This is a genomic window from Mycobacterium sp. E2238, assembly GCF_001672665.1.
Lineage (GTDB): Bacteria > Actinomycetota > Actinomycetes > Mycobacteriales > Mycobacteriaceae > Mycobacterium.
Window position 1 is genome coordinate 1 of record NZ_LZKF01000148.1, and the last position, 19675, is coordinate 19675.

A 19675-nucleotide genomic window follows, 5' to 3' on the forward strand; every position below is an offset into this window, starting at 1 on the left:
GCGCAGGCGATGGCGACGCGCTCACCCATGTCGATGCGGTCGGTCACGGCGCCGCCCTCGACGATCCGCTCGAACTGGTGGGCCAGCGTCATCGAGGCCCAGACCGCGCCGTCGGCGTCGAGCGCGATGCCGTCGGGTGGCCCGTCCAGGCCGTCGGCGAAGACGCGGCGCTCGGCCAGCCCGCCATCCGGACCGATCGTGAACGCGGTCAGCCGCCGGCCGACCGACTCGGCGACGATCAGCTTCTGCCGGTCCGGTGTGATCACCATTCCGTTCGGAAAGTCGAGGTCTTCGGCTACGACCACGGCGCTGCCGTCCGGATCGAGCCGGATGATGGCGCCGCAGCTGAAAGCCTGGCAGCCGATGTACGCACGGCCGGCGTCGTCGATGACCATGTCACCGAGGTTGACCGGTGTCAGTTCGAGCGGATCGTCGAGGGCGGCGCCGTGACCGACCGCATCGACATGGGTGAGCGCGTCGCCATCGCCTGCGCGCTCGGCGGCCCCGAACGCCGCACGCTGTTCTTGTTGTCCAGCACCGACGCGTTTCCCCGGCGCCTGGTCGGCACCCGGCTGTCCCGGCTGGATGCCGTCACGGTGACCACGCCCGGCGCCGGACTCCCCTGACGAGAGGTTGATGATGACGGACTCCTACTACGAGCTCATCGACGGCGCCGACCCGTTAGGCGAGAAATTCCGCGCCACCGACCTGGCGCGCGGCACCTGGTCGGCGGCGATCCAGCATGGCGGGCCGGTGTCGGCGCTGCTGGTGCGGGCGCTGGAGCGATGCGAACAGCGCGACGACACCCGCCTGTCCCGCGTGGTCATCGACTTGCTGGGCGGGGTGCCCGCCGAGGGCGACCTGTGGGTCAGCTCGCAGGTGCAGCGGGGCGGGAAACAGATCGAACTGGTCAGCGCCGAGATGCTGGCGCCGGGTCCCGATGGCGAGCCCCGGCCGGTGGCCCGGGCCAGCGGATGGCGGTTGCAGACGCTGGACACGCGAGCGGTGGCTCACGCCGCGCCTGAAATGCCCGGGCCGCGCAGCCAGGCGCGCAACCGCAACCTCAAGGCACGGGACTGGGACCGCAACTACGTGCACAGCCTGGACTGGCTGTGGCTGACCGAGCCGCTGAGCGAGGGTCCGGGCGAATCGTGGATCCACCCGAACGCGGACCTGGTCACCGGCGAGAGCATGACACCGCTGGAGCGCCTCTTCTCGGTGGCGGACTGCGCCAACGGCATCGGCAGCAAGCTGGACATCAGCCGGTGGACGTTCCTCAACACCGACCTGGCCGTACACGTGTTCCGGGTTCCCGACGGCGACTGGATCGGCATCCGCGCCGAGACCAGCTACGGCCCCGACGGCATCGGGACCACGATCGGCACACTGTTCGACGAGCAGGGCGCGGTCGGTGCCATCCAGCAGTCGGTGCTGGTGCGCCCGCGCCCGGGCAAGTCGGGCCGGGAAGCGAAATGACGTTGAAGCACTTCGTAGAGTTGCAGATATGAGCCGTCCGGCCCAGACCGCAGAGCCTGACACCTCGACGCGTCAGCGCATCCTCGACGCCACCGCAGAGGTCCTCGGCCGCAACGGCAAAACCAAGCTCAGCCTGTCCGACGTCGCCGCCCAGGCCGGCGTTTCGCGGCCGACGCTCTACCGCTGGTTCGCGTCCAAAGAGGAGTTGCTGTCGGCCTTTTCGAGCTACGAGCGGCAGATCTTCGAGAGCGGCCTGGTCCGCGCGACCGCCGGTCTGAAGGGGGTCGACAAGCTCGACGCCGTGCTGCGGTTCATCGTCGAGTACCAGCACTCGTACTCCGGCGTGCGCATGGTCGATGTCGAGCCCGAGCACACCATCGCCCAGTTCTCCTGGGTCATCCCGCAGATGCGCGAGGGCCTGCAGCGGCACCTGCCCGGCCCCAACGCGGCGGTGAAGGCGGCGACCGTGATCCGGATCGCGATATCGCACTACATCGTCCGCAGCGACGACGCCGACCAGTTCCTGGCCCAGCTGCGGCACGCCGTCGGGATCAAGGCGCCTTCGGATTAGTCGAGCCGCACCTCGACCTTGACGCGGCCCTTCTCATCGCGGCTGGCGATCGCATGGCCGGTGCGGTCGGCGCCGTCGAAGTTGAGCAGCGTGATCGGACCGCCCTCGCCGAGGAAGTTTCGCCACCATGTCTTGCTATCGGGCGACATGACGTTGATGACGATGCCGTCGCCCGAGCGGCGGTACCCGACCGGGGTCTGGATCGTCTTACCCGAACGCCTGCCGACGTAGCGAATCTTGATCAGCCCGCGTCGTACCAGTGGCCCGACGACGGGCGCGTCGATCATGCCATTGAACAAATTGTTGACGATTCCGACGATGGGCGTGCTGAAGATCCCGGATGCCATGGAGCCCAGCGTATGTCAGACGGCGCAAGAACGATTAGTCGAACAGCACCGCCGCATTCAGGTAGCCGGTCGGGTCCAGCGCGGCCTTGATCGTCCGCATCGCCGCGACGTCCGCCGGTTCGCGTGACATGCCCAGGTAGTGCCGCTTACGGGTGCCGACGCCGTGTTCGGAGCTGACGTTGCCGCCGGATCGCGCGATCAGTTCCATCATCGGTTGGTACAGCGCCTTCTCCCGCTCGACCGGGCAGCGCAACACGTTGAGATGCAGGTTGCCCTCGCCGATGTGGCCGAACAGCAAGGGCAGCGCCCCCGGCGCGAGCGCCCCGACCAAATCGACTGCCGCCTTGGCGAATTCGTCGATCGACGACAGCGGCAGGGAGATGTCGAACTTCAGCGGCGGCCCGTACACACCCAGTACCTCGGCGAGTGATTCGCGCACCTGCCACAACCGCTGCTGCGCGCCGACATCCACCCCGACCGCGGGTTCGGAGGACACCCGCACGCCGTCGAGCAGTTCGGCGAGCCGGTCAGTCTGGTCGTGGTCAGCGGCGAGCTCCACCAGCAGCAGCCAGTCGCCCTCGACCGGTGCGCCGACCCCGAGGTGCTCGCCGGTCAGCGCGGCGGCCCGGCCGTCGATCAGTTCCAGCGCCGCGATGCCGTCCACGTCCCGAAACGCCCGGCCGGCATCCACGAGAGCATCCAGCTCGGCGAATCCGCAGATCGCCGTCACCTGCCGCGCCGGGGTGGGGTGCAGGCGCAGGTCCAGCGCGGTGATGACGCCCAGGGTGCCCTCGGCGCCCACGAACAGCGACGACAGGTCGTAGCCGGTGTTGTCCCGGCGCACCCGGCTGTGCCGGTGCAGCAGCGACCCGTCGGGGAGTGCCACCTGCAGGCCGAGCACCTGCTCGCCCATGTTGCCGTAGCGGACCGTGCGCAGGCCGCCGGCGTTCGTCGAGGCCATCCCCCCGACGGTCGCGGTGTCCCGGGCAGCCAGGTCCACGCCGAAGAGCAGGCCCGCGGCGCCCGCGGCCCGTTGCACCGCCGCCAGCGTCGCCCCGGCGCCGACCTGGACGCGTCGCTCGACGGTGTCGACGTCATCGAGGGCGTGCAGCCGCTCGGTGGACAGCAGCACGTCGTCGTGCTCGGGAACGGTGCCGGCCACCAGCGAGGTGCGGCCGCCCTGCACCGTCACGTGCGCCCCGGCGTCCCGGCACAGCCGCAGCACCTCGGCGACCTGCTCGGGTGATCCCGGGCGCACCAACGCGCTGGCCCGCCCCCGGTACCGACCCGTGTGGTCGACGCTGCGCCCCGCGAGCACGTCGGGATCGGTGACGACGTGGTTCGATCCGACTACGTCGGCCAGGCTGCGCAGCATCGACACCATCCCCTACGCCGAACGTGCACTGACGGCGAAAAATAAGCCCAATTCTCGCCGTGAGTGCACGCTCGGCGACGAACCGCCGCTAGAACTCCTTGTGATTCACGTCGGTGATCAGGCCACCGTCCATTATGAATTCGCTGCCGGTGGAGTAGGACGACTCGTCACTGGCCAGGAAAAGGATGAACGTCGCGACTTCCCGAACCTCGCCCGGACGCCCCAGCGGGATCGTCACCATGTCCTCGGGCAGGTGGGCGGTCATCGGCGTGCGGATGAACCCCGGGTGCACGGAGTTCACCCGAATGTTGTGCGGCGCCAGCTCCAATGCCGCCGACTTCGCCAGTCCGCGCACGCCCCACTTGGACGCGACGTAGGGGTGCACCATGGGCGCGCCGCGCAGGCCCTCGATGGAGGACACGTTGATGATCGAGCCGCCGCCCGCCGTGATCATCGGCTCGACCGCAGCCCGCATGCCCAGGAAGGTTCCGGTCAGGTTGACGTCAATCACCTTCTGCCACTTGGCCAGATCGAAGCTTTTCAACGGGCCGAGCGCGACGGTGCCGGCGTTGTTGACCAGCACATTGAGCTTGCCGAATTCGCCGACCGCGGTGGCGACGGCGGCGTCCCACTGGTCGGGCTGGGTGACGTCGAGATGCACATAGCGCGCGGAGTCGCCGATCTCGTCGGCCAGCGCCTTGCCCTGGTCGTCGAGAATGTCGCCGATGACGACCTTGGCGCCTTCCTCGACGAGCAGGCGCGCGTCTTCGGCTCCCATACCGCCAGCGCCGCCACTGATCAGCGCTACCTTGCCGTCTACCCGACCCACGCGGGTCTCCTTTCGTTTAGGTGGTCACCAAAGTGCTTGGTGCGTAAAGGCCCTTGCCGGTTACCAGCGGCAGGTCGAGGGTGCTCCGGATGCCCGGCGGTGCCGCGATCACCGCCGGGATGGCGTTGACGATGCGGCCCGCGGCGCCGGCGATCGCGGCGTGGTTGTGGTCGCCCTTGCGACTGCTCGGGACGATGTCGACGGCGTACGACGGCTCCCCGGTGATCTCGACGCGGTAGGAGCCGTCGCCCGCGGCGGGCTGGGGTAGGTCGGGGCGCAGGTCCGGCCGCAACCGGGTGACGTGTTCGATGACGATGGCGGGGTGGCCCTTGACGATGCCGCGAATCTCGAACTGCAGTACGGCCACCGTGCCCTTGGCCACGTGGCCGACCGCGATGTCGAAATCCTCGGGCGCGGGCTCGCGCTGGTAGGACTCGGTGATCTCGTCGACCTCGATGCCGAGACCGGCCGCCAGCTGACGGATCGCGGTTCCCCAGGCGATGCTGAGGATGCCCGGCTGCAGCAGCATGGGGATCTCGTCCATGGGCTTGGCGAATCCCATGTAGTCCATGACCTCGGTACCGTTGTACGACGCGTAGTCGTGAATCTCCATGCAGCGCACCTGATCGATGCGCTGGCAGGTCCCGGCCAGCACGAACGGAATCAGGTCGTTGGCGAATCCCGGGTCCACACCACTGATGAAGATGCTCGAATTGCCTTGCTTGGCAGCGTCTTCCACGCGAGCGATGTACTTGTCGGGCATCACGCCCCACGGGTATTGCAGGAGCCCCGGCGAGGAGCCGACGACGTTGATGCCGGCGGCCAGGATGCGCATCACGTCGGCCATCGCGTCGGGCAGCCGGGTGTCGCCCATGGCGCAGTAAACGACGCACTCGGGCTTCGCGGCGATGATGGCATCCAGATCCGCGACGGCCTTGACGCCGGTCACGGCGCCCGCATCCAAGCCGACACCGCACAGCTCGCCGGCGTCCCTGCCGACCTTCTCCGGGGTGGACACGCAGACGCCCGTCAGCTCGAATTGCGGGTTGGTGATCAGTTCGGCCAGGGCTAACCCTCCGACGTTTCCGGTACCGACGTGCGCGACGCGGATCGCCATGAGAGTCTCCGTCCTCTGAGCGCTCAAAACTTTTCTAGACACTAGTCCACAAAATTTGTGGCGCATACCGGCGGACCGACCCTCGACTCCTCGGGCAGAATTACTCGCCGATGACAGAACGCGAAGACGTCCAATTCCCCTCCGGTGGCGATCTGATCAGCGCCTGGCTCTACCGGCCCGCTGGCGCCGATCCCGCCCCGCTTCTGGTGATGGCGCACGGCCTGGGCGGGGTGCGCACGATGCGGCTCGACGCCTACGCCGAGCGATTCAGCGCGGCGGGTTACGCCTGCCTCGTGTTCGACTATCGCAATTTCGGCGACAGCGAGGGCCGGCCGCGCCAGGTGCTCGATATCGGGCTGCAGCTGGCCGACTGGGCCGCGGCGGTCGCCTACGCCCGCACCCTCCCCGGAATCGATCCCAAACGAATCGCGTTGTGGGGCACTTCTTTTGCCGGCGGACACGTGATCGCCACGGCGGCCCGGCTGCCGGGTATCGCCGCGGCGGTCGTCCAATGCCCCTTCACCGACGGCCTCGCGTCCGCGCGCACCATCAGCAACCCGTTGATCACGGCACGCATCACAGCGCGGGCGGTGCGCGACGCCGTCGGGGCCCGGTTGGGCCGCGCCCCGGTTATGGTCGCGACCGCGGGCCGGCCCGATGAGGTCGCGTTGTTGAACGCTCCCGACGCGTATGCGGGCTATCTGCGCCTGGTTCCCGACGGTGTGGAGCTACGCAACGAAGTCGCCGCCCGCATCGCGTTGCAGGTCTTCACCTATCGTCCGGGACGTCTCACGCCCAAGATCACCTGCCCGATCCTGTTCTGCGTGTGCGAAGCCGACTCGGTGGCTCCGGCGGCGGCGACGCTGCGCCATGCGGCCAAGGCCCCTCGCGGTGAGGTCAAGCTTTATCCCGAGGGCCATTTCGCGATCTACGTCGACGAGGCGTTCGAGCGTGTCGTGGCCGACCAGCTCGCCTTCCTCGACAAGCACCTGAAGGGCGCGGCGTCGCCGGGCTAGGGGCGATCGCGAGCGCGGCGTAGTCGGGCGAAGCGGGTCGCCCCCATGGGGCTAGGGGCCGAGCGGAGAACTCGTGCGGATCGCTTCGTCGCGGATCAGGCCGCGCAGTAGTGCGGTGCTGAACTCGGCCGCGATCTCCTTGGCGCTGCGCCGACCACTCGGCCGCAGCCACCGGTAGGCGCCCAGCGTCATGCCGATGTATCCGAGCGCCAGGACGTGGGAGTCGCACGGGTAGAACTCGCCGCTGGCGATCCCGCGGTCGATGAGGCCGTGCACGTGCTGGTAGACCTGGGCTTCCTTCTCGCGGACCTCGGCCACCTGTTCGCTGGTGAACCATTCGGTTATGTACGGCTGCTCTTGGAAGTACACGGCGGCGCGCTCGGGATCGCTTGCGATGCCGGTGAGCAGGCGGACGGTGTACTGGTAGAGCGCCTCGCGGGCCGTCCAGGACGGGTCGTCGTGGACGGCGGCCAGCGTGCCCTCGGCGGCCTGCCGGTAGATGTCGAACAAGATCAGGGATTTGCTGGCGTAGTAGTGGTAGACCGTCGCCTTGTTCAACCCGATCACGTCGGCGACGTCGTCCATCCGGGTCCCGTGGTAGCCACGGGCGGCGAACAGCTTGGTCGCAACAGCCAGCAACTCCTCGCGCCGCGTAAGTCCGCTCTCGGATGGCATCTGTTCTCGCTATCTTCAATGCCGGGCCGGATGTCGGGTGCCAGGCAAGGCCCATTATCAATCAACTGGTTGGACAGTCTAGGCAAACGCCAGGTGTCGTCCCGACGAGGATGGGACTAGACTCGCTTCACGAAAGCTCAAGTCGCGACTGGAGGGGTGGCCTCATGGATCCGAACCCGGACTACGACGCTAGCGACGAAATCGAGTTCTTCTTCCGCTACGTGCCGTGGGGTCTGCGCGGCGTCGTCGACGGCAACGGCTACCCGCCGCCCGCCTACCCGCCGGTCTAGCCGGCGCCGCTAGAGCGCTTTCAGTTCCTCGGCGACCTCGGTCACCGACTTCTTCGCATCCCCGAACAGCATCGTCGTCCCGTCGGCGTAGAACAGCGGGTTGTCGATGCCCGCGAACCCGGAATTCATCGACCGCTTGAGGACGATCACCGACTTGGCTTTGTCCACGTTCAGGATGGGCATGCCGTATATCGGACTCGATTGCTCGTTGCGGGCCGCCGGGTTGGTGACGTCGTTGGCGCCGATGACGATCGCGACGTCGGTACGGGAGAACTCGTCGTTGATGTCATCCATGTCCTTCATGGCGTCGTAGTCGACTTCCGCCTCGGCCAGCAGCACGTTCATGTGACCGGGCATCCGCCCCGCGACCGGGTGAATGGCGTACTTCACCGGCACGCCCTTTTCCTCGAGCAGGCTGGCCATGTCCTTGACGGCGTGCTGGGCCTGCGCGACCGCCAGCCCGTAGCCGGGCACCACGATCACCTGGTTGGCGTACGCCATCTGGATCGCGGCGTCGGCGGCCGAGGTCGCCTTGACGTGTTTGTCGCCGCCGTCCCCGCCGGCGCCCGGGGCCACGCCCCCACCACCGAAACCGCCGGCGACGATCGCCGGGATGGAACGGTTCATCGCCTTGGCCATCAGGTTGGTCAGGATCGAACCGGACGCGCCGACGATCATGCCGGCCACGATCATCGCGGTGTTGTTGAGCGCCAGACCGGCCGCCGCGGCCGACAGCCCTGTCATCGCGTTGAGCAGCGAGATGACCACCGGCATGTCGGCGCCGCCGATGGGCAGCACCACCATCAGGCCGAGCACACCCGCGGCGACGAGGAGGCCGATCATCCACCAGAGCGACGCGCCACCTGTCCCGGGATGGGCGTGGATGCCGACGATGACCGCGGCGGCCACCGCCGCCGCCAGCAGCAGCAGGTTGATCGGTTGCTGAACCTTGCCGAAGCCGATCGGCGAGCCGGAGATGATCTCCTGCAGCTTGCCGAAGGCGATGATCGATCCCCAGAACGAGATCGACCCGATGATCGCGGCGAACAGCGACGCGACCACGATGTGAACGGTCGGCGACTCCCCGTGTTGGAACGCCGAAAATCCTTTGGTCTCAATGAATTCCGCCAGCGCGATGAGCGCGACGGTGCCGCCGCCGACGCCGTTGAAGAACGCCACCAGCTGCGGCATGGCGGTCATCTTGGTCAGCCGCGCCGGCGGCACACCAAGCACGACGCCCACGACCAGGCCGGCGATGATGAGCACCCACGACTCGGTGTGCCGGATCTTGATCAGGGTCGCGGCGACCGCGATGGCCATGCCGACCGCGGCGATCAGGTTGCCCCGCACCGCGGTCTTGGGCCCGGTCAGGCCCATCAAGCCGTAGATGAAGAGGGCGAACGAAATGATGTAGAGAACGGTGACCAAATAGTTCATTTCGCCGCCAGGTCTTCGGTCTTCACGGGCGCGGCCTTCTTCTTGCCTTTGAACATGCCCAGCATCCGGTCGGTGACGATGAAGCCGCCGATCACGTTGAGCGTCCCGAACACCACCGCGACGAACAGGATGATCTGCACCGCCAGCGATGGATGTTCAACCTCACCGAAGACCACCAGCGCGCCGAGCACCACGATGCCGTGGATGGCGTTGGTCCCCGACATCAGCGGCGTGTGCAGCGTGTTGGGCACCTTGGAAATGACCGCGAACCCGACGAACCCGGACAGCACCAGGATCGCCAGATTGGCCAACAGCTCGTCGTACATGTCTAGGAGTCCTCTTTTCCGGCCCGCGTGACACAGGCCGCCGCGACGACCTCGTCGTCGAAGTCGGGGGCCAGCTTGCCGTCTTTGATCAACAGGTCCAGGAGCGCCGTGATGTTTTTGCTGTAGAGCTCGCTCGCGTGCTCGGGCATGGTTGCCGGCAGGTTCAGCGGCGAGGCGATGGTGACGTCGTGCTTGACGACCGTCCGCCCCGGTTCGGTCAGTTCGCAGTTGCCCCCGGTCTCCCCCGCCAGGTCGACCACCACGCTGCCGGGCTTCATCGACTCCACCGCCGCGGCGGTCACCAGCCGCGGCGCGGGGCGCCCCGGGACCAACGCGGTGGTGATCACCACGTCGAACCCGGCGATCGCCTTCTCCAGGGATTCCTGCTGCTGGGCGCGTTCTTCCTCGGTGAGCTCGCGGGCGTACCCGCCCTCACCGGCCGCGTCGATGCCGATGTCGAGCCACTGGGCTCCCACCGAACGGACCTGGTCGGCAACCTCCGGGCGCACGTCGTAGCCGGAGGTGCGCGCGCCCAGCCGCTTGGCCGTCGCCAGCGCCTGCAATCCGGCCACCCCGACGCCGAGCACCAGCACGCTCGCCGGCTTGACGGTGCCGGCCGCGGTCGTCAGCATCGGGAAGAACCGGGTCGACTCGGACGCCGCCAGTAACACGGCCTTATAGCCGGCGACGTTGGCCTGCGACGACAGCGCATCCATGACCTGGGCGCGCGAGATCCGCGGGATCGCCTCGAGCGCGAACGCCTGCACCCCGGCCTCGGTGAGCGCGCCGATCGAGTTGTCGGCGTTGCGCGGCGCCAGGAACCCGATCAAGGTCTGCCCGCGGCGCAACCTGCCGACCTCCTCTTTGGTCGGCGGCGCCACCTTGACGACGACGTCGGCGGCCCAGGCGTCCCCGATGCTGGCGCCGGCCTCGGTGTAGAGCTGGTCAGGGAGCAACGCGCCCTCGCCCGCGCCCGACTCGACCACCACGGCCACACCGCCGCTGATCAGCGCCGCCACCGCCTTGGGTACCAGCGCGACCCGTCGCTCGTCGGACCCGGACTCGGCGACCACCCCTACCGTCGTCTGCGCATCTGTCATGGCGCGTACATCTGCTTTCCCGCACTTTCCTGCCGTTTGATGTGCCGCTGGCTGGCCGCACGCTTCGCTACCTTAACGCCTGCCGGGTTTCGCCCCGGACGTGCGATCGACCGGGCGGGACACCGCCGGCGCGGCAGATGGACTCCCGTCGATGGTTCGTTACCCGAGGCGCACGCAGTAGCGGCCGCGGCGTTGTGGACCCACAAGACCGCGTTGTGGCCGGTTGGCTACCAGAGCGGGATGTCCTGCCCGTGTTCCGCCGCCGGCCGGGGCCCGAAGTAGCGGCGTTCGGACTCGTCGATCCGCACGTCGTTGATGCTGGCCTCGCGGCGCGCCATCAACCCCGACGGCGAGAACTCCCACAGCTCGTTGCCGTAGCTGCGATACCACTGGCCGCTGGCGTCGTGGCACTCGTACTGAAACCGCACGGCGATCCGGTTGCCGTGGAAGTCCCACAAACTTTTTCGCAACGCGTAGTCGAGCTCGCGCTGCCACTTGCGGGTCAGGAACGCCACGATCGCTTCCCGACCCACGACATGTTCGTCGCGATTGCGCCACTGCGAGTCAGGCGTGTACGCCAGGCTGACGCGGTGCGGATCGCAGGTGTTCCACGCGTCCTCGGCGGCCTGCACCTTCTCCAGGGCGGTCTCAGCGGTGAACGGGGGGAACGGCGGACGGGATTCGGTCATGGCGTCCATCGTGCGCCGTCGCGATCGCGGACCACACCTCGAGCCTGCAATCAGGCATACTCCTCGCGGCGTGTCGTGTGCGTGGTTTCAGTGTCGCGAAGGTGACCAATAAGGCTCGGCCATATGGGCCGTCGCGGCACGTGTCCTATGGTGGCGGCATGGACTTCGCGATGTCGGCCAAAGCCAACGATTACCACAAGCGATTGACCGACTTCATGACCGAGCACGTCTTCCCGGCCGAGGCCGAATACGACAAGTACCGAGACGAGGCCGGCCCCAACGATCACACGGTCCCGCCGATCATCGAGGAGCTCAAGACCAAGGCCCGGGAGCGCGGCCTGTGGAACCTGTTCCTGCCGGCCGAGTCGGGTTTGACCAACCTGGAATACGCGCCCCTGGCCGAGATCAGCGGCTGGAGCCTGGAGATCGCCCCCGAGGCGCTCAACTGCGCGGCGCCCGACACCGGCAACATGGAGACCCTGCACCTGTTCGCCACCGAGGAACAGCGCAAGCAGTGGCTGGAGCCGTTGCTCAACGGTGAGATCCGCAGCGGCTTTTCGATGACCGAGCCGGCGGTCGCCAGCAGCGACGCCCGCAACATCGAGACCTCCATCGTGCGCGACGGTGGCGACTACGTCATCAACGGCCGCAAGTGGTGGACGTCGGGGGCGTCCGACCCGCGCTGCAAGATCCTCATCGTGATGGGCCGCACCAACCCCGAGGCGGCAAGCCACCAGCAGCAGTCGATGGTGCTGGTGCCGATCGATACGCCGGGCGTGACGGTGGTCCGCTCCACCACGGTGTTCGGCTTCCAGGACCAGCCGGGGCACTGCGAGATCATCTACGACAACGTCCGGGTGCCCGTCACCAACCTGCTGGGCGAAGAGGGCGGGGGCTTCGCGATCGCGCAGGCGAGGCTGGGCCCGGGCCGCATCCACCACTGCATGCGTGCGCTGGGCGGCTCCGAACGGGCGCTGGCCCTGATGGTGGACCGGGCGCAGAACCGGGTGGCATTCGGCCGCCCGCTGGCCGAGCAGGGCGTGGTGCGCGAGGCGATTGCCAAGTCCCGCAACGAGATCGATCAGGCGCGGCTGTTGTGCGAGAAGGCGGCGTGGACGATCGACCAGCATGGGAATAAGGCCGCGCACACGCTGGTCTCGCAGATCAAGGCGGTCGCGCCCCAGGTGGCGTGCAACGTGATCGACCGTGCTATTCAGGTGCACGGGGCCGCGGGCGTCAGCGAGGACACGGTGCTGGCCCGCATGTACGCCTGGCACCGGGCGATGCGCCTCTTCGACGGTCCCGACGAGGTACACATGCGGACCATCGCGCGCGCCGAGCTCGGCCGGGAGAAGTCCCCGCTCGCCGCGGCGGTCACCTCGCATGACTGAAACACTGCGGGAGCTGTCCGGCGCGTGGAACTTTCGCGATGTCGCCGATGAGACACCCGGGCTACGGCCCGGACGGCTGTTCCGGTCCGGTGAGCTGAGCCGCCTCGACGACGAGGGCCGCGCGACACTGCGCGAGTTGGCCATCACCGACGTCGCCGATCTGCGCGCCGCACGCGAGGTTGCCCGCCGCGGACCGGGATTGGTTCCCGACGGCGTCGACATCCATCTGCTGCCCTTTCCCGACCTTGGTGACGCAGAGCAGACCGAAGACGACGCGCCACACGAGACCGCGTTTCGGCGGCTGTTCGCTGGCGATCCCGACCAGTCCGACGAGGCCGTCAACGAGGCGGCCGTCCGCCACATGATCGACGAATACCGGCAATTCCCGTTTCGCAACGGAGCGCAACGCGCTGTGCACCATGTCTTTTCGTTGCTGGCGGCCGGGCGTGCGGTGCTCACCCACTGCTTTGCCGGCAAAGACCGCACCGGCTTTGTGATCGCCACGGTGCTGGAGACGGTCGGCATCGATCGCGACACCATCGTCGCCGACTACCTGCGCAGCAACGCAGCGGTACCTCAACTGCGAGACCACATCTACGAGATGATCCAGCAGCGCTCCGACGTCGAGCTGACCCCGGAGGTCGTGACGTTCACCAAGGCGCGCCTCGCCGACGGTGTCCTCGGCGTCCGCCCGGAGTATCTGGCGGCCGCGCGCCAAGCGATCGATGAGACGTACGGCTCGCTGGACGCCTATCTGCGCGACGCAGGCATTGCGCAGACGGTTGTGGACCGCCTGCGCAACGAACTGCTCGTCTGACCCGGCCCGCTACAGCTTGAAGTTGGCCTGCTTGGCCGCCGACAGGTCGTCGATCTCCGACCAGTGTGAGGCGACGTCCTCGACCGTCGGCGGCTTGTCGAAGTTGGCGCCCTCGTTCTGGAACAGCGCCACCCGCTGCACCTTGCCTCCGCCGACGACGAAAACCGAAGCGGTGTTCGGGTTTTCCTCGGTGCACAGGTAGGCCACCACCGGCGCGACATACTCGGGCGTCAGCTTCTCGAGCACCTCCTTGGGCAGGATGTCCTCGGTCATCCGGGTGGCCGCGATCGGCGCGACGGCGTTGGCGTGGATGTTGTACTTCGCCCCCTCCTGCGCCAGCGTGTTGATCATGCCGACCAGGCCCAGTTTGGCCGCGCCGTAGTTGGTCTGCCCGAAGTTGCCGAACAGGCCGCTGGTGGAAGTGGCGACGACGACCCGGCCGTAGCTCTGCTCCCGGAAATGCGGCCAGGCGGCGCGCAGCACGTTGTACCCGCCGTACAGGTGCACCTTGAGCACGGCGTCCCAGTTCTCGAACGTCATCTTGTGGAAGGTGCCGTCACGCAGGATCCCGGCGTTGCTCACCACGCCGTGCACGGCGCCGAACTCGTCGAGTGCCGTCTTGATGATGTTCGCGGCGCCCTCGGGCTCGGCGACGCTGTCGTAGTTGGCGACCGCCCGGCCACCGGCGTCCTTGATCTCGTTGACGACCTGGTCGGCCATGTTGTGGCCGGCGCCCGTGCCGTCCCGGGACCCGCCGAGGTCGTTGACGACGACGTTGGCCCCCTCGCGGGCCAGGGTCAGGGCGTATTCACGGCCCAGCCCCCCGCCGGCTCCGGTGACGACGATGACACGATCCTGCACTCCGGGCATCAGGTTCCTCTCTGAAGTGAAAACTACGGCCTAGCAAGCGAATTGGAGCAGTGGTCAGAACATCCGGCGGGCCATCTTGAAGGCCCGCGCCGTGTACGGCGGGTAGATGAAGCTGGACAGGTCGGGCCGGGTCGGCTTGGTCAACACCGACTTGCGGTGGCTGAACTCCTCGAAGCCGTAGCGCCCGTGATAGGCGCCCATGCCCGATGCGCCGACACCGCCGAAAGGCAGCTTGGCCGTCGACACCTGGAAGGCGAGGTGATTGACGAGCATGCCGCCCGCCGGCACCTCCTTGATCACCCGCTCGCGGGTCTCGCGCGTCTTGGTGAACAGGTAGGCGGACAACGGCTTGGGCCGCGAGTTGATGAAACGTATTGCGTCATCCAGGGATTGGACGGTGATGACCGGCAGCACGGGACCGAAGATCTCGTTCTGCATCAGCGGTCCGTCCGGGTCGGGGTCGACCACGACCGCGGGCTGGATGCGCAGGCTCGACGGGTCACATTTGCCGCCGACGACGACCGTGCCGTCCCCGCCGGCCAGGTAGCCGCTGATCCGGTCGAACTGACGCTGGTTGACGATCCGCATTCCGTCGGGCTTGTCCGACGTGAACTTGGTGATGGCCGCGCCGATCTTGCTCACCAGTTCGTCGCGGATCTTGGCGTCCGCCAACACGTAGTCGGGGGCCACACACGTCTGGCCGGCGTTTAGCAGCTTCATCCAGGCGATCCGCTTGGCCGCCACGTCCACGTCCGCGTCGGCCGCCACGATCACCGGGCTCTTGCCGCCGAGTTCCAGCGTGCACGGCGTCAGATGCGGCGCGGCGCCTTCGTAGACCTTGCGACCGATCTCGGTGCCGCCGGTGAACAGCAGGCGGTCCAGGCCCTGCGCGATGAGTTCCTGGCTGACCGAACCGTCGCCCTCCACCACGGCGATCGCGTCGTTGTCGAGGTATTCGGGCACCAGCTCGGCCATTAGCTGCGCGGACGCGGCGGCGATCTCCGAGGGCTTGAGGATGACGGCGTTACCCGCGGCGATCGCGCCGACCGCCGGGCCCAGCGTCAGATAGAACGGGTAGTTCCACGCACCGATGATCAGCACGGTGCCGTAGGGCTCGTATTCGATCCAACCGCGGCCGGGGAGCTGCGGCATCTCGAGCAGCTGATACCTGCGGCGCGTCCACTTGCGAACCCGCTTGGCCGCATACTTCGCTTCGCCTGCCGTCGTTGCGATGTCGGCGATGAACGCCTCGAACGGGCTGCGGTCGAGATCGGTGGCGAGAGCGTCCGCGATGGCCGCCTCGTTCTCTTCCATCAGCTTGGCCAGCTGCAATAACTGGCGTTTGCGCCACTCGACGTCGCGGGTGCGCCCGCTGGCGAAGGTCTTGCGCAACCGCGCCACGGTCGCGGGGATGTTCGCCGGCTGAGGTGCCGGCGCGCCATTGGCGGCGGATGTCGTGGGTGTAACCGATTCGGTGGTCATCGTTGTCCTTCCCCTGCTTCGGCCATCCCCGTGCGCCCGCTGCTCGTCTCACGAGCGCTCATGGGTGATAACCGCGATCCTAACCATCCGGTTGGGAGAGCAGTAGAAAGGATCTGACCCGGCGAACCGGCTCAGGGTTTGGCCGCCGTCAGGAAGCTGTTCGCGAACGGCCGGTCCGCCGGTTGCATCACCGCGGTGGCGCCGACGCTGGTGGCGACGTCCCAGGAGTCGTCCAGCGTGCGGGGCATTACAGCCGCTCGGCGATGACGAAGTCGGAGAAGGCGTCCTTGTCGTCGGCCAGGGGGACGTTCTCGATCCAGCGGCCCAGCCGGCGCATCTCGTCCGTCGAGCGCTGCGCCCGAGCACGCCAGCCGTGGTTGTTGAGCCAGTCGGTGACGTTCGCCCGGTGCTCGTCGCGGTACATCAGCTCGCCGACGTCGACGGTCTCTTCGATGCCCAGTTCGTCGGCGACCCTCCTGAACCGCTCGCGCATCTGCTGCCGGCGCTCGTCGGCGTGTGCGGGCGCGGTCTCCGCCGAGACCCGGCTTCCGGCCGGGCTCAGCTCGCCGATCTGGGTGAACAACCGGTCTTGTGCCTCGGCCGGCAGGTACATCAGCAGGCCCTCGGCCAGCCACGCGGTCCGCGCCGTCGGGTCGAAGCCCGCGTCGCGCAGCGCGGCCGGCCAGTCCTGCCGCAGGTCGATGGCCACCGCGCGGCGCTCCGCCGAAGGCGCCACGCCGTTTTCCGCCAGCGTCGCGGACTTGTACTCCAGGACCTGGGGCTGGTCGATCTCGTACACCACGGTGCCGGCGGGCCAGTCCAGGCGGTATGCCCGCGAATCCAGGCCCGACGCCAGGATTACCACCTGCCGGATTCCGGCGGCGACGGCGTCCTTGAAGTAGGTGTCGAAGAAATGGGTGCGCACCGCCTGATAGCCGCGCATGTGCTCGAGCTGCGCCGCGGAGTCGGCGTCGAGGGATTCGATCTTGGCCGCGACGTCGGGGTCGAGCATGTGCTCCCACAAGACCCCGGCACCGGCGTTGGTGACCAGAAGTTTGGCGTACGGGTCGCGGATGAGGGCGTCGGTCCGTTCGGTCTCGACGGCCCGGGCGGCGGCGACCATCACCGCGGTACTGCCGACGCTGGTCTTGATGTCCCAGGTGTCGTCGTGGGTGCGCAGTGAGCTCATTGGGTTGCTCCTTGATCCTCGGAAGTCAGGCGGTCGGCTCGCCGAGGTGCGCCCGCAGCAGCGCGCTGCGCACGGCGTCTTCGGCCAGGTCTTCGGGTACCGGGCGGCCCAGCCGGGCCATTTCGTCGCGGTTGTCCACGGCCTGCACCTGCCAGCCGTGGTCGGTCAGCCACTGGGCCGCGTCCGAGCGGTCCGGCTCGTGATAGGTCAGCGCCTGCACGTTGACGTCCAGGCCGAGCCGCTCCCGCATCCGCAGCCAACGCTGTGAATTGCTTCGCGAGTTGAGGCCGAACGCCTCGATGGCGACCCGGCTGCGCGGGGCGCTGAGAGCCGTGAACATCTCGAACAGGCGGTCTTGCGCGTCACTTGGCAGGTACGGGAGCAAGCCCTCCGCGAGCCATGCGGTCGGTTGCGTGCGGTCGAAGCCCGCCGCGGCCAACGCCGCGGGCCAGTCGTCGCGCAGGTCGACGGGGACCGGGCGGCGGCTGGCGGCGGGGGCGGCGCCGTGCTGCTGCAGAATTTCCGTCTTGTATTCGAGCACCTTCGGCTGGTCGATCTCGTAGACCGCGGTGCCGGCCCGCCAATCCAGGCGGTAGGCCCTCGAGTCCAAGCCGGCGGCCAGGATGACAACCTGGCGAATCCCGGCCTTCACGGCGTCGGCGAAGTACTCGTCGAAGAAGTGGGTGCGCACGGCTTGGTAGTCGATGCCGATCCGATGCGCGCGGCGGCCCTGCTCGTCGCCGTCGAGCCAGGCCAATTCGGGGTCGGTGAGCCGGGCCCATGCCGGGCCAGCCGACGAGACCAGGACGCGAGCGAACTCGTCGCGGATCAAGGGGTTGCTTCCCGCGGTTTCCGCCGCGCGCGACGCGGCGACGCCCAGCGCGGTGGCGCCGACGAGTTCGGTGATGGCCCAGCTGTCGCCGGCGGATCTCAAGGAAGGCGGTAACGACGCGTCCAGATCAGTCATGACGGGCGCCATGTTACCGGGATAAGTTAGTTAGCCTATACGCTTTGTGCGCAACTTCACTGTCCGCGCGAGGGGCTAAGCTCCCGGCCGCAGAAGTCCGCCTTCCATCAGCTGGCGCAGCATTCCGGTCACGGCCAGCATCTGCTGGGGGCTCTCCACCCACCCCGCGTACAAGCCGACGCCGCACATGATGACGACCAGCGACTCGATCAGCGCCGACGCGTCGATGTCAGCGGCGACCTCGCCGCGCTCGATCGCGTCCCCGACGACTCGGTCCAGAAATTCCCGGACCGCCCGGACTGACTCGTTTTCGGTCTTGTTCCATTCCGGGTGCCGCTGCGACTCGAGCACCCCGGAAATTATCAGCGCCGACCCGGCGGGATTCTCGGAATTCGCTTGCACCGCGGCGGTGATGAATGCCGTCAGCTGCGCCGCCAGTGTGGTTTCGCGGTTGGCAACTTTGATGCCGGTTCCGATGATGGCTTCGTTGGTTTGCTCCAATACCTCGCGATACAGGGCGCGCTTGCTGGAGAAGTAATGGTTGATGGCCGGGCGCGTCAGATCGGCGCGGGCCGCGATAGCCTGGAACGTCGCGCCGTCGTAGCCGCGCTCGCTGAACACCAGGCGGGCGGCCCGCATGATCCGCTGGCGCGTCTCATCCGCCTTTGCGGCAGGGGGGCGTCCTGGCCTGCGACCCGCCCCTGAAGACATCGTTAAAGTGTGCCACCGCCACGGTGCGGCATTAGCGCATTTGGCGGAATGCTGCCAAACTTCCCGGCCTGGTAGTCCTGCACCGCCTCGACCAATTCCGCGCGCGAGTTCATTACGAAAGGCCCGTAGTGGAATACCGGCTCGCGAATGGGTCGGCCGCCCAGAATCAGCACATCCATCGCGGTGGTGCGCGACGATTCCTGCGCCGGGTCGGCGCCCACCGTGATCCGATCCCCGGGGCCCAGCACCGCCAATTGGCCCTCGCGAATCGGGTGAGCGACCGGGCCGACGTATCCGCTGCCGGACAACACGTATACGAGCGCATTGAAATCGCGTAGCCACGGCAGGTTGAGTCGGGCGCCGGTTTCGATCGTGGCGTGGGCGAGCGTGATCGGCGTGTGAGTGATCCCTGGGCCGCGATGACCGCCGATTTCGCCCGCGATGATGCGGACCAGCGCCCCGCCGTCCTCGGACGAGATCAGCTTCGCGTCGCCACCTTCGATGGCCTGATACCGAGGCGGCGCGAATTTGTCTCGCTTCGGCAGATTCACCCACAACTGGATGCCATGAAAGAGGCCTCCGCTATCGACCAGTTCCGCGGGCGGCGTCTCGATATGCAGGATCCCCGAACCGGCGGTCATCCACTGCGTCGCGCCGTCGGTGATCAGGCCGCCACCGCCATGGGAGTCCTGGTGGGCGAACTTGCCGTCGATCATGTAGGTGACCGTCTCGAACCCGCGGTGCGGGTGCCAGTCCGTGCCCCTCGGCTCGCCGGGCTCGTACTCCACCGCGCCCATCTGGTCCATGTGCACAAAGGGGTCCAGGGCGGCGGCGCCGACCCCGGCGAAGGCGCGGACGACGGGAAAGCCCTCGCCCTCGTAGCCGCGCGGTCCGGTGGTGATCGACCGGACCGGGCGCTCGGTGTCGGCGGGTGCGGCGAAAACGACGCGGGGCAACGTCAACGTGTTGGCCGTGACAGCGGGCATGTGACCTCCAGAAA

General features: G+C 67.8%; 21 protein-coding genes and 2 pseudogenes. 7 read left to right on the plus strand and 16 right to left on the minus strand.

Translation table 11 applies throughout. The annotated features are described in order from the left end of the window. Positions 1-419, minus strand: a pseudogene (locus A5711_RS12280) (SMP-30/gluconolactonase/LRE family protein); the annotation flags it as partial. On the opposite strand from A5711_RS12280, the pseudogene A5711_RS26845 reads away from it, so the two are divergent. From A5711_RS26845 to A5711_RS12295, 3 genes and pseudogenes are all read left to right on the plus strand, one after another. After that, positions 417-626: pseudogene (locus A5711_RS26845) on the plus strand (SMP-30/gluconolactonase/LRE family protein); the annotation flags it as partial. The pseudogenes A5711_RS12280 and A5711_RS26845 overlap by 3 nt on opposite strands. 13 nt (positions 627-639) lie before the next feature. Beyond that, positions 640-1476 (plus strand): thioesterase family protein, encoded by an 837-nt coding sequence (locus tag A5711_RS12290; protein WP_067946796.1) that lies wholly within the window; start codon positions 640-642, stop codon positions 1474-1476. A gap of 28 nt (positions 1477-1504) precedes the next feature. Further along, complete coding sequence (locus A5711_RS12295) at positions 1505-2047, plus strand: TetR/AcrR family transcriptional regulator (RefSeq protein WP_067946798.1); 543 nt, start codon at positions 1505-1507, stop codon at positions 2045-2047. On the opposite strand, the gene A5711_RS12300 is transcribed toward A5711_RS12295, so the two are convergent. The 4 genes from A5711_RS12300 to A5711_RS12315 all read right to left on the minus strand — a co-directional run bounded on the left by A5711_RS12300 (position 2044) and on the right by A5711_RS12315 (position 5715). Next, positions 2044-2394, minus strand: coding sequence for a hypothetical protein (locus A5711_RS12300; protein ID WP_067946800.1), 351 nt, complete (start codon positions 2392-2394; stop codon positions 2044-2046). The genes A5711_RS12295 and A5711_RS12300 overlap by 4 nt on opposite strands. A gap of 34 nt (positions 2395-2428) precedes the next feature. Beyond that, complete coding sequence (locus A5711_RS12305; RefSeq protein ID WP_067946951.1) at positions 2429-3769, minus strand: FAD-binding oxidoreductase; 1341 nt, start codon at positions 3767-3769, stop codon at positions 2429-2431. Between the two features lie 88 nt (positions 3770-3857). Continuing rightward, positions 3858-4598, minus strand: a complete 741-nt coding sequence (locus A5711_RS12310; protein WP_067946802.1) for a glucose 1-dehydrogenase — start codon at positions 4596-4598, stop codon at positions 3858-3860. A gap of 16 nt (positions 4599-4614) precedes the next feature. Continuing rightward, positions 4615-5715, minus strand: coding sequence for a diacylglycerol kinase (locus tag A5711_RS12315; protein ID WP_067946804.1), 1101 nt, complete (start codon positions 5713-5715; stop codon positions 4615-4617). 110 nt (positions 5716-5825) lie between these two features. On the opposite strand from A5711_RS12315, the gene A5711_RS12320 reads away from it, so the two are divergent. Beyond that, positions 5826-6731 (plus strand): alpha/beta hydrolase, encoded by a 906-nt coding sequence (locus A5711_RS12320; RefSeq protein ID WP_067946806.1) that lies wholly within the window; start codon positions 5826-5828, stop codon positions 6729-6731. Positions 6732-6782: 51 nt separating this feature from the next. On the opposite strand, the gene A5711_RS12325 is transcribed toward A5711_RS12320, so the two are convergent. After that, a complete protein-coding gene (locus A5711_RS12325) occupies positions 6783-7406 on the minus strand; it encodes a TetR/AcrR family transcriptional regulator (RefSeq protein ID WP_067946808.1) in 624 nt (207 codons plus the stop codon). A 164-nt stretch (positions 7407-7570) separates the two neighbouring features. On the opposite strand from A5711_RS12325, the gene A5711_RS26850 reads away from it, so the two are divergent. Further along, positions 7571-7696 carry a hypothetical protein gene (locus tag A5711_RS26850; RefSeq protein ID WP_090419821.1) on the plus strand — a complete coding sequence of 42 codons (126 nt, stop codon included), beginning with the start codon at positions 7571-7573 and terminating at the stop codon, positions 7694-7696. A 9-nt stretch (positions 7697-7705) separates the two neighbouring features. Here A5711_RS26850 and A5711_RS12330 read toward each other — a convergent pair whose 3' ends face one another. The 4 genes from A5711_RS12330 to A5711_RS12345 all read right to left on the minus strand — a co-directional run bounded on the left by A5711_RS12330 (position 7706) and on the right by A5711_RS12345 (position 11248). Continuing rightward, the gene (locus tag A5711_RS12330) at positions 7706-9133 is read right to left on the minus strand and encodes an NAD(P)(+) transhydrogenase (Re/Si-specific) subunit beta (protein ID WP_067946810.1); all 1428 of its coding nucleotides are present in this window, start codon (positions 9131-9133) and stop codon (positions 7706-7708) included. Next, positions 9130-9459, minus strand: coding sequence for an NAD(P) transhydrogenase subunit alpha (locus A5711_RS12335; RefSeq protein WP_066949393.1), 330 nt, complete (start codon positions 9457-9459; stop codon positions 9130-9132). The genes A5711_RS12330 and A5711_RS12335 overlap by 4 nt, the downstream gene beginning before the upstream one ends. 2 nt (positions 9460-9461) lie before the next feature. Next, on the minus strand, positions 9462-10559 hold the full coding sequence (locus tag A5711_RS12340; protein ID WP_067946812.1) for a Re/Si-specific NAD(P)(+) transhydrogenase subunit alpha: 1098 nt from the start codon (positions 10557-10559) through the stop codon (positions 9462-9464). Positions 10560-10786: 227 nt separating this feature from the next. Continuing rightward, positions 10787-11248, minus strand: a complete 462-nt coding sequence (locus A5711_RS12345) for a nuclear transport factor 2 family protein (protein ID WP_067946953.1) — start codon at positions 11246-11248, stop codon at positions 10787-10789. A 170-nt stretch (positions 11249-11418) separates the two neighbouring features. On the opposite strand from A5711_RS12345, the gene A5711_RS12350 reads away from it, so the two are divergent. After that, positions 11419-12639 carry an acyl-CoA dehydrogenase family protein gene (locus A5711_RS12350; protein WP_067946954.1) on the plus strand — a complete coding sequence of 407 codons (1221 nt, stop codon included), beginning with the start codon at positions 11419-11421 and terminating at the stop codon, positions 12637-12639. Next, positions 12632-13456, plus strand: coding sequence for a tyrosine-protein phosphatase (locus tag A5711_RS12355; RefSeq protein WP_067946813.1), 825 nt, complete (start codon positions 12632-12634; stop codon positions 13454-13456). Before A5711_RS12350 ends, A5711_RS12355 begins: the two co-directional genes overlap by 8 nt. A gap of 9 nt (positions 13457-13465) precedes the next feature. Here A5711_RS12355 and A5711_RS12360 read toward each other — a convergent pair whose 3' ends face one another. The 6 genes from A5711_RS12360 to A5711_RS12385 all read right to left on the minus strand — a co-directional run bounded on the left by A5711_RS12360 (position 13466) and on the right by A5711_RS12385 (position 19661). Continuing rightward, entirely contained in the window at positions 13466-14326 is an 861-nt protein-coding gene (locus A5711_RS12360) for an SDR family oxidoreductase (protein ID WP_067946816.1), read from the minus strand. A gap of 54 nt (positions 14327-14380) precedes the next feature. Beyond that, positions 14381-15808: an aldehyde dehydrogenase family protein gene (locus A5711_RS12365; RefSeq protein ID WP_067946818.1), complete on the minus strand. Its 1428-nt coding sequence runs from the start codon at positions 15806-15808 to the stop codon at positions 14381-14383. Between the two features lie 247 nt (positions 15809-16055). Next, a complete protein-coding gene (locus A5711_RS12370) occupies positions 16056-16988 on the minus strand; it encodes a class I SAM-dependent methyltransferase (protein WP_156744908.1) in 933 nt (310 codons plus the stop codon). A 34-nt stretch (positions 16989-17022) separates the two neighbouring features. Next, a complete protein-coding gene (locus A5711_RS12375; RefSeq protein WP_067946956.1) occupies positions 17023-17964 on the minus strand; it encodes a class I SAM-dependent methyltransferase in 942 nt (313 codons plus the stop codon). 75 nt (positions 17965-18039) lie between these two features. Next, positions 18040-18675 carry a TetR/AcrR family transcriptional regulator gene (locus A5711_RS12380; RefSeq protein WP_067946822.1) on the minus strand — a complete coding sequence of 212 codons (636 nt, stop codon included), beginning with the start codon at positions 18673-18675 and terminating at the stop codon, positions 18040-18042. A 2-nt stretch (positions 18676-18677) separates the two neighbouring features. After that, complete coding sequence (locus tag A5711_RS12385; protein WP_067946824.1) at positions 18678-19661, minus strand: pirin family protein; 984 nt, start codon at positions 19659-19661, stop codon at positions 18678-18680. Positions 19662-19675 lie beyond the last annotated feature (14 nt).

Bases quoted from the DNA above. Each gene is read 5' to 3' on its own strand.
- A5711_RS12290 (WP_067946796.1), top strand. From the start codon at position 640: ATGACGGACTCCTACTACGAGCTCATCGACGGCGCCGACCCGTTAGGC.
- A5711_RS12295 (WP_067946798.1), top strand. From the start codon at position 1,505: ATGAGCCGTCCGGCCCAGACCGCAGAGCCTGACACCTCGACGCGTCAG.
- A5711_RS12300 (WP_067946800.1), bottom strand. From the start codon at position 2,394: ATGGCATCCGGGATCTTCAGCACGCCCATCGTCGGAATCGTCAACAAT.
- A5711_RS12305 (WP_067946951.1), bottom strand. From the start codon at position 3,769: ATGCTGCGCAGCCTGGCCGACGTAGTCGGATCGAACCACGTCGTCACC.
- A5711_RS12315 (WP_067946804.1), bottom strand. From the start codon at position 5,715: ATGGCGATCCGCGTCGCGCACGTCGGTACCGGAAACGTCGGAGGGTTA.
- A5711_RS12320 (WP_067946806.1), top strand. From the start codon at position 5,826: ATGACAGAACGCGAAGACGTCCAATTCCCCTCCGGTGGCGATCTGATC.
- A5711_RS12325 (WP_067946808.1), bottom strand. From the start codon at position 7,406: ATGCCATCCGAGAGCGGACTTACGCGGCGCGAGGAGTTGCTGGCTGTT.
- A5711_RS26850 (WP_090419821.1), top strand. From the start codon at position 7,571: ATGGATCCGAACCCGGACTACGACGCTAGCGACGAAATCGAGTTCTTC.
- A5711_RS12330 (WP_067946810.1), bottom strand. From the start codon at position 9,133: ATGAACTATTTGGTCACCGTTCTCTACATCATTTCGTTCGCCCTCTTC.
- A5711_RS12335 (WP_066949393.1), bottom strand. From the start codon at position 9,459: ATGTACGACGAGCTGTTGGCCAATCTGGCGATCCTGGTGCTGTCCGGG.
- A5711_RS12340 (WP_067946812.1), bottom strand. From the start codon at position 10,559: ATGACAGATGCGCAGACGACGGTAGGGGTGGTCGCCGAGTCCGGGTCC.
- A5711_RS12345 (WP_067946953.1), bottom strand. From the start codon at position 11,248: ATGACCGAATCCCGTCCGCCGTTCCCCCCGTTCACCGCTGAGACCGCC.
- A5711_RS12350 (WP_067946954.1), top strand. From the start codon at position 11,419: ATGTCGGCCAAAGCCAACGATTACCACAAGCGATTGACCGACTTCATG.
- A5711_RS12355 (WP_067946813.1), top strand. From the start codon at position 12,632: ATGACTGAAACACTGCGGGAGCTGTCCGGCGCGTGGAACTTTCGCGAT.
- A5711_RS12360 (WP_067946816.1), bottom strand. From the start codon at position 14,326: ATGCCCGGAGTGCAGGATCGTGTCATCGTCGTCACCGGAGCCGGCGGG.
- A5711_RS12365 (WP_067946818.1), bottom strand. From the start codon at position 15,808: ATGACCACCGAATCGGTTACACCCACGACATCCGCCGCCAATGGCGCG.
- A5711_RS12375 (WP_067946956.1), bottom strand. From the start codon at position 17,964: ATGACTGATCTGGACGCGTCGTTACCGCCTTCCTTGAGATCCGCCGGC.
- A5711_RS12380 (WP_067946822.1), bottom strand. From the start codon at position 18,675: ATGTCTTCAGGGGCGGGTCGCAGGCCAGGACGCCCCCCTGCCGCAAAG.
- A5711_RS12385 (WP_067946824.1), bottom strand. From the start codon at position 19,661: ATGCCCGCTGTCACGGCCAACACGTTGACGTTGCCCCGCGTCGTTTTC.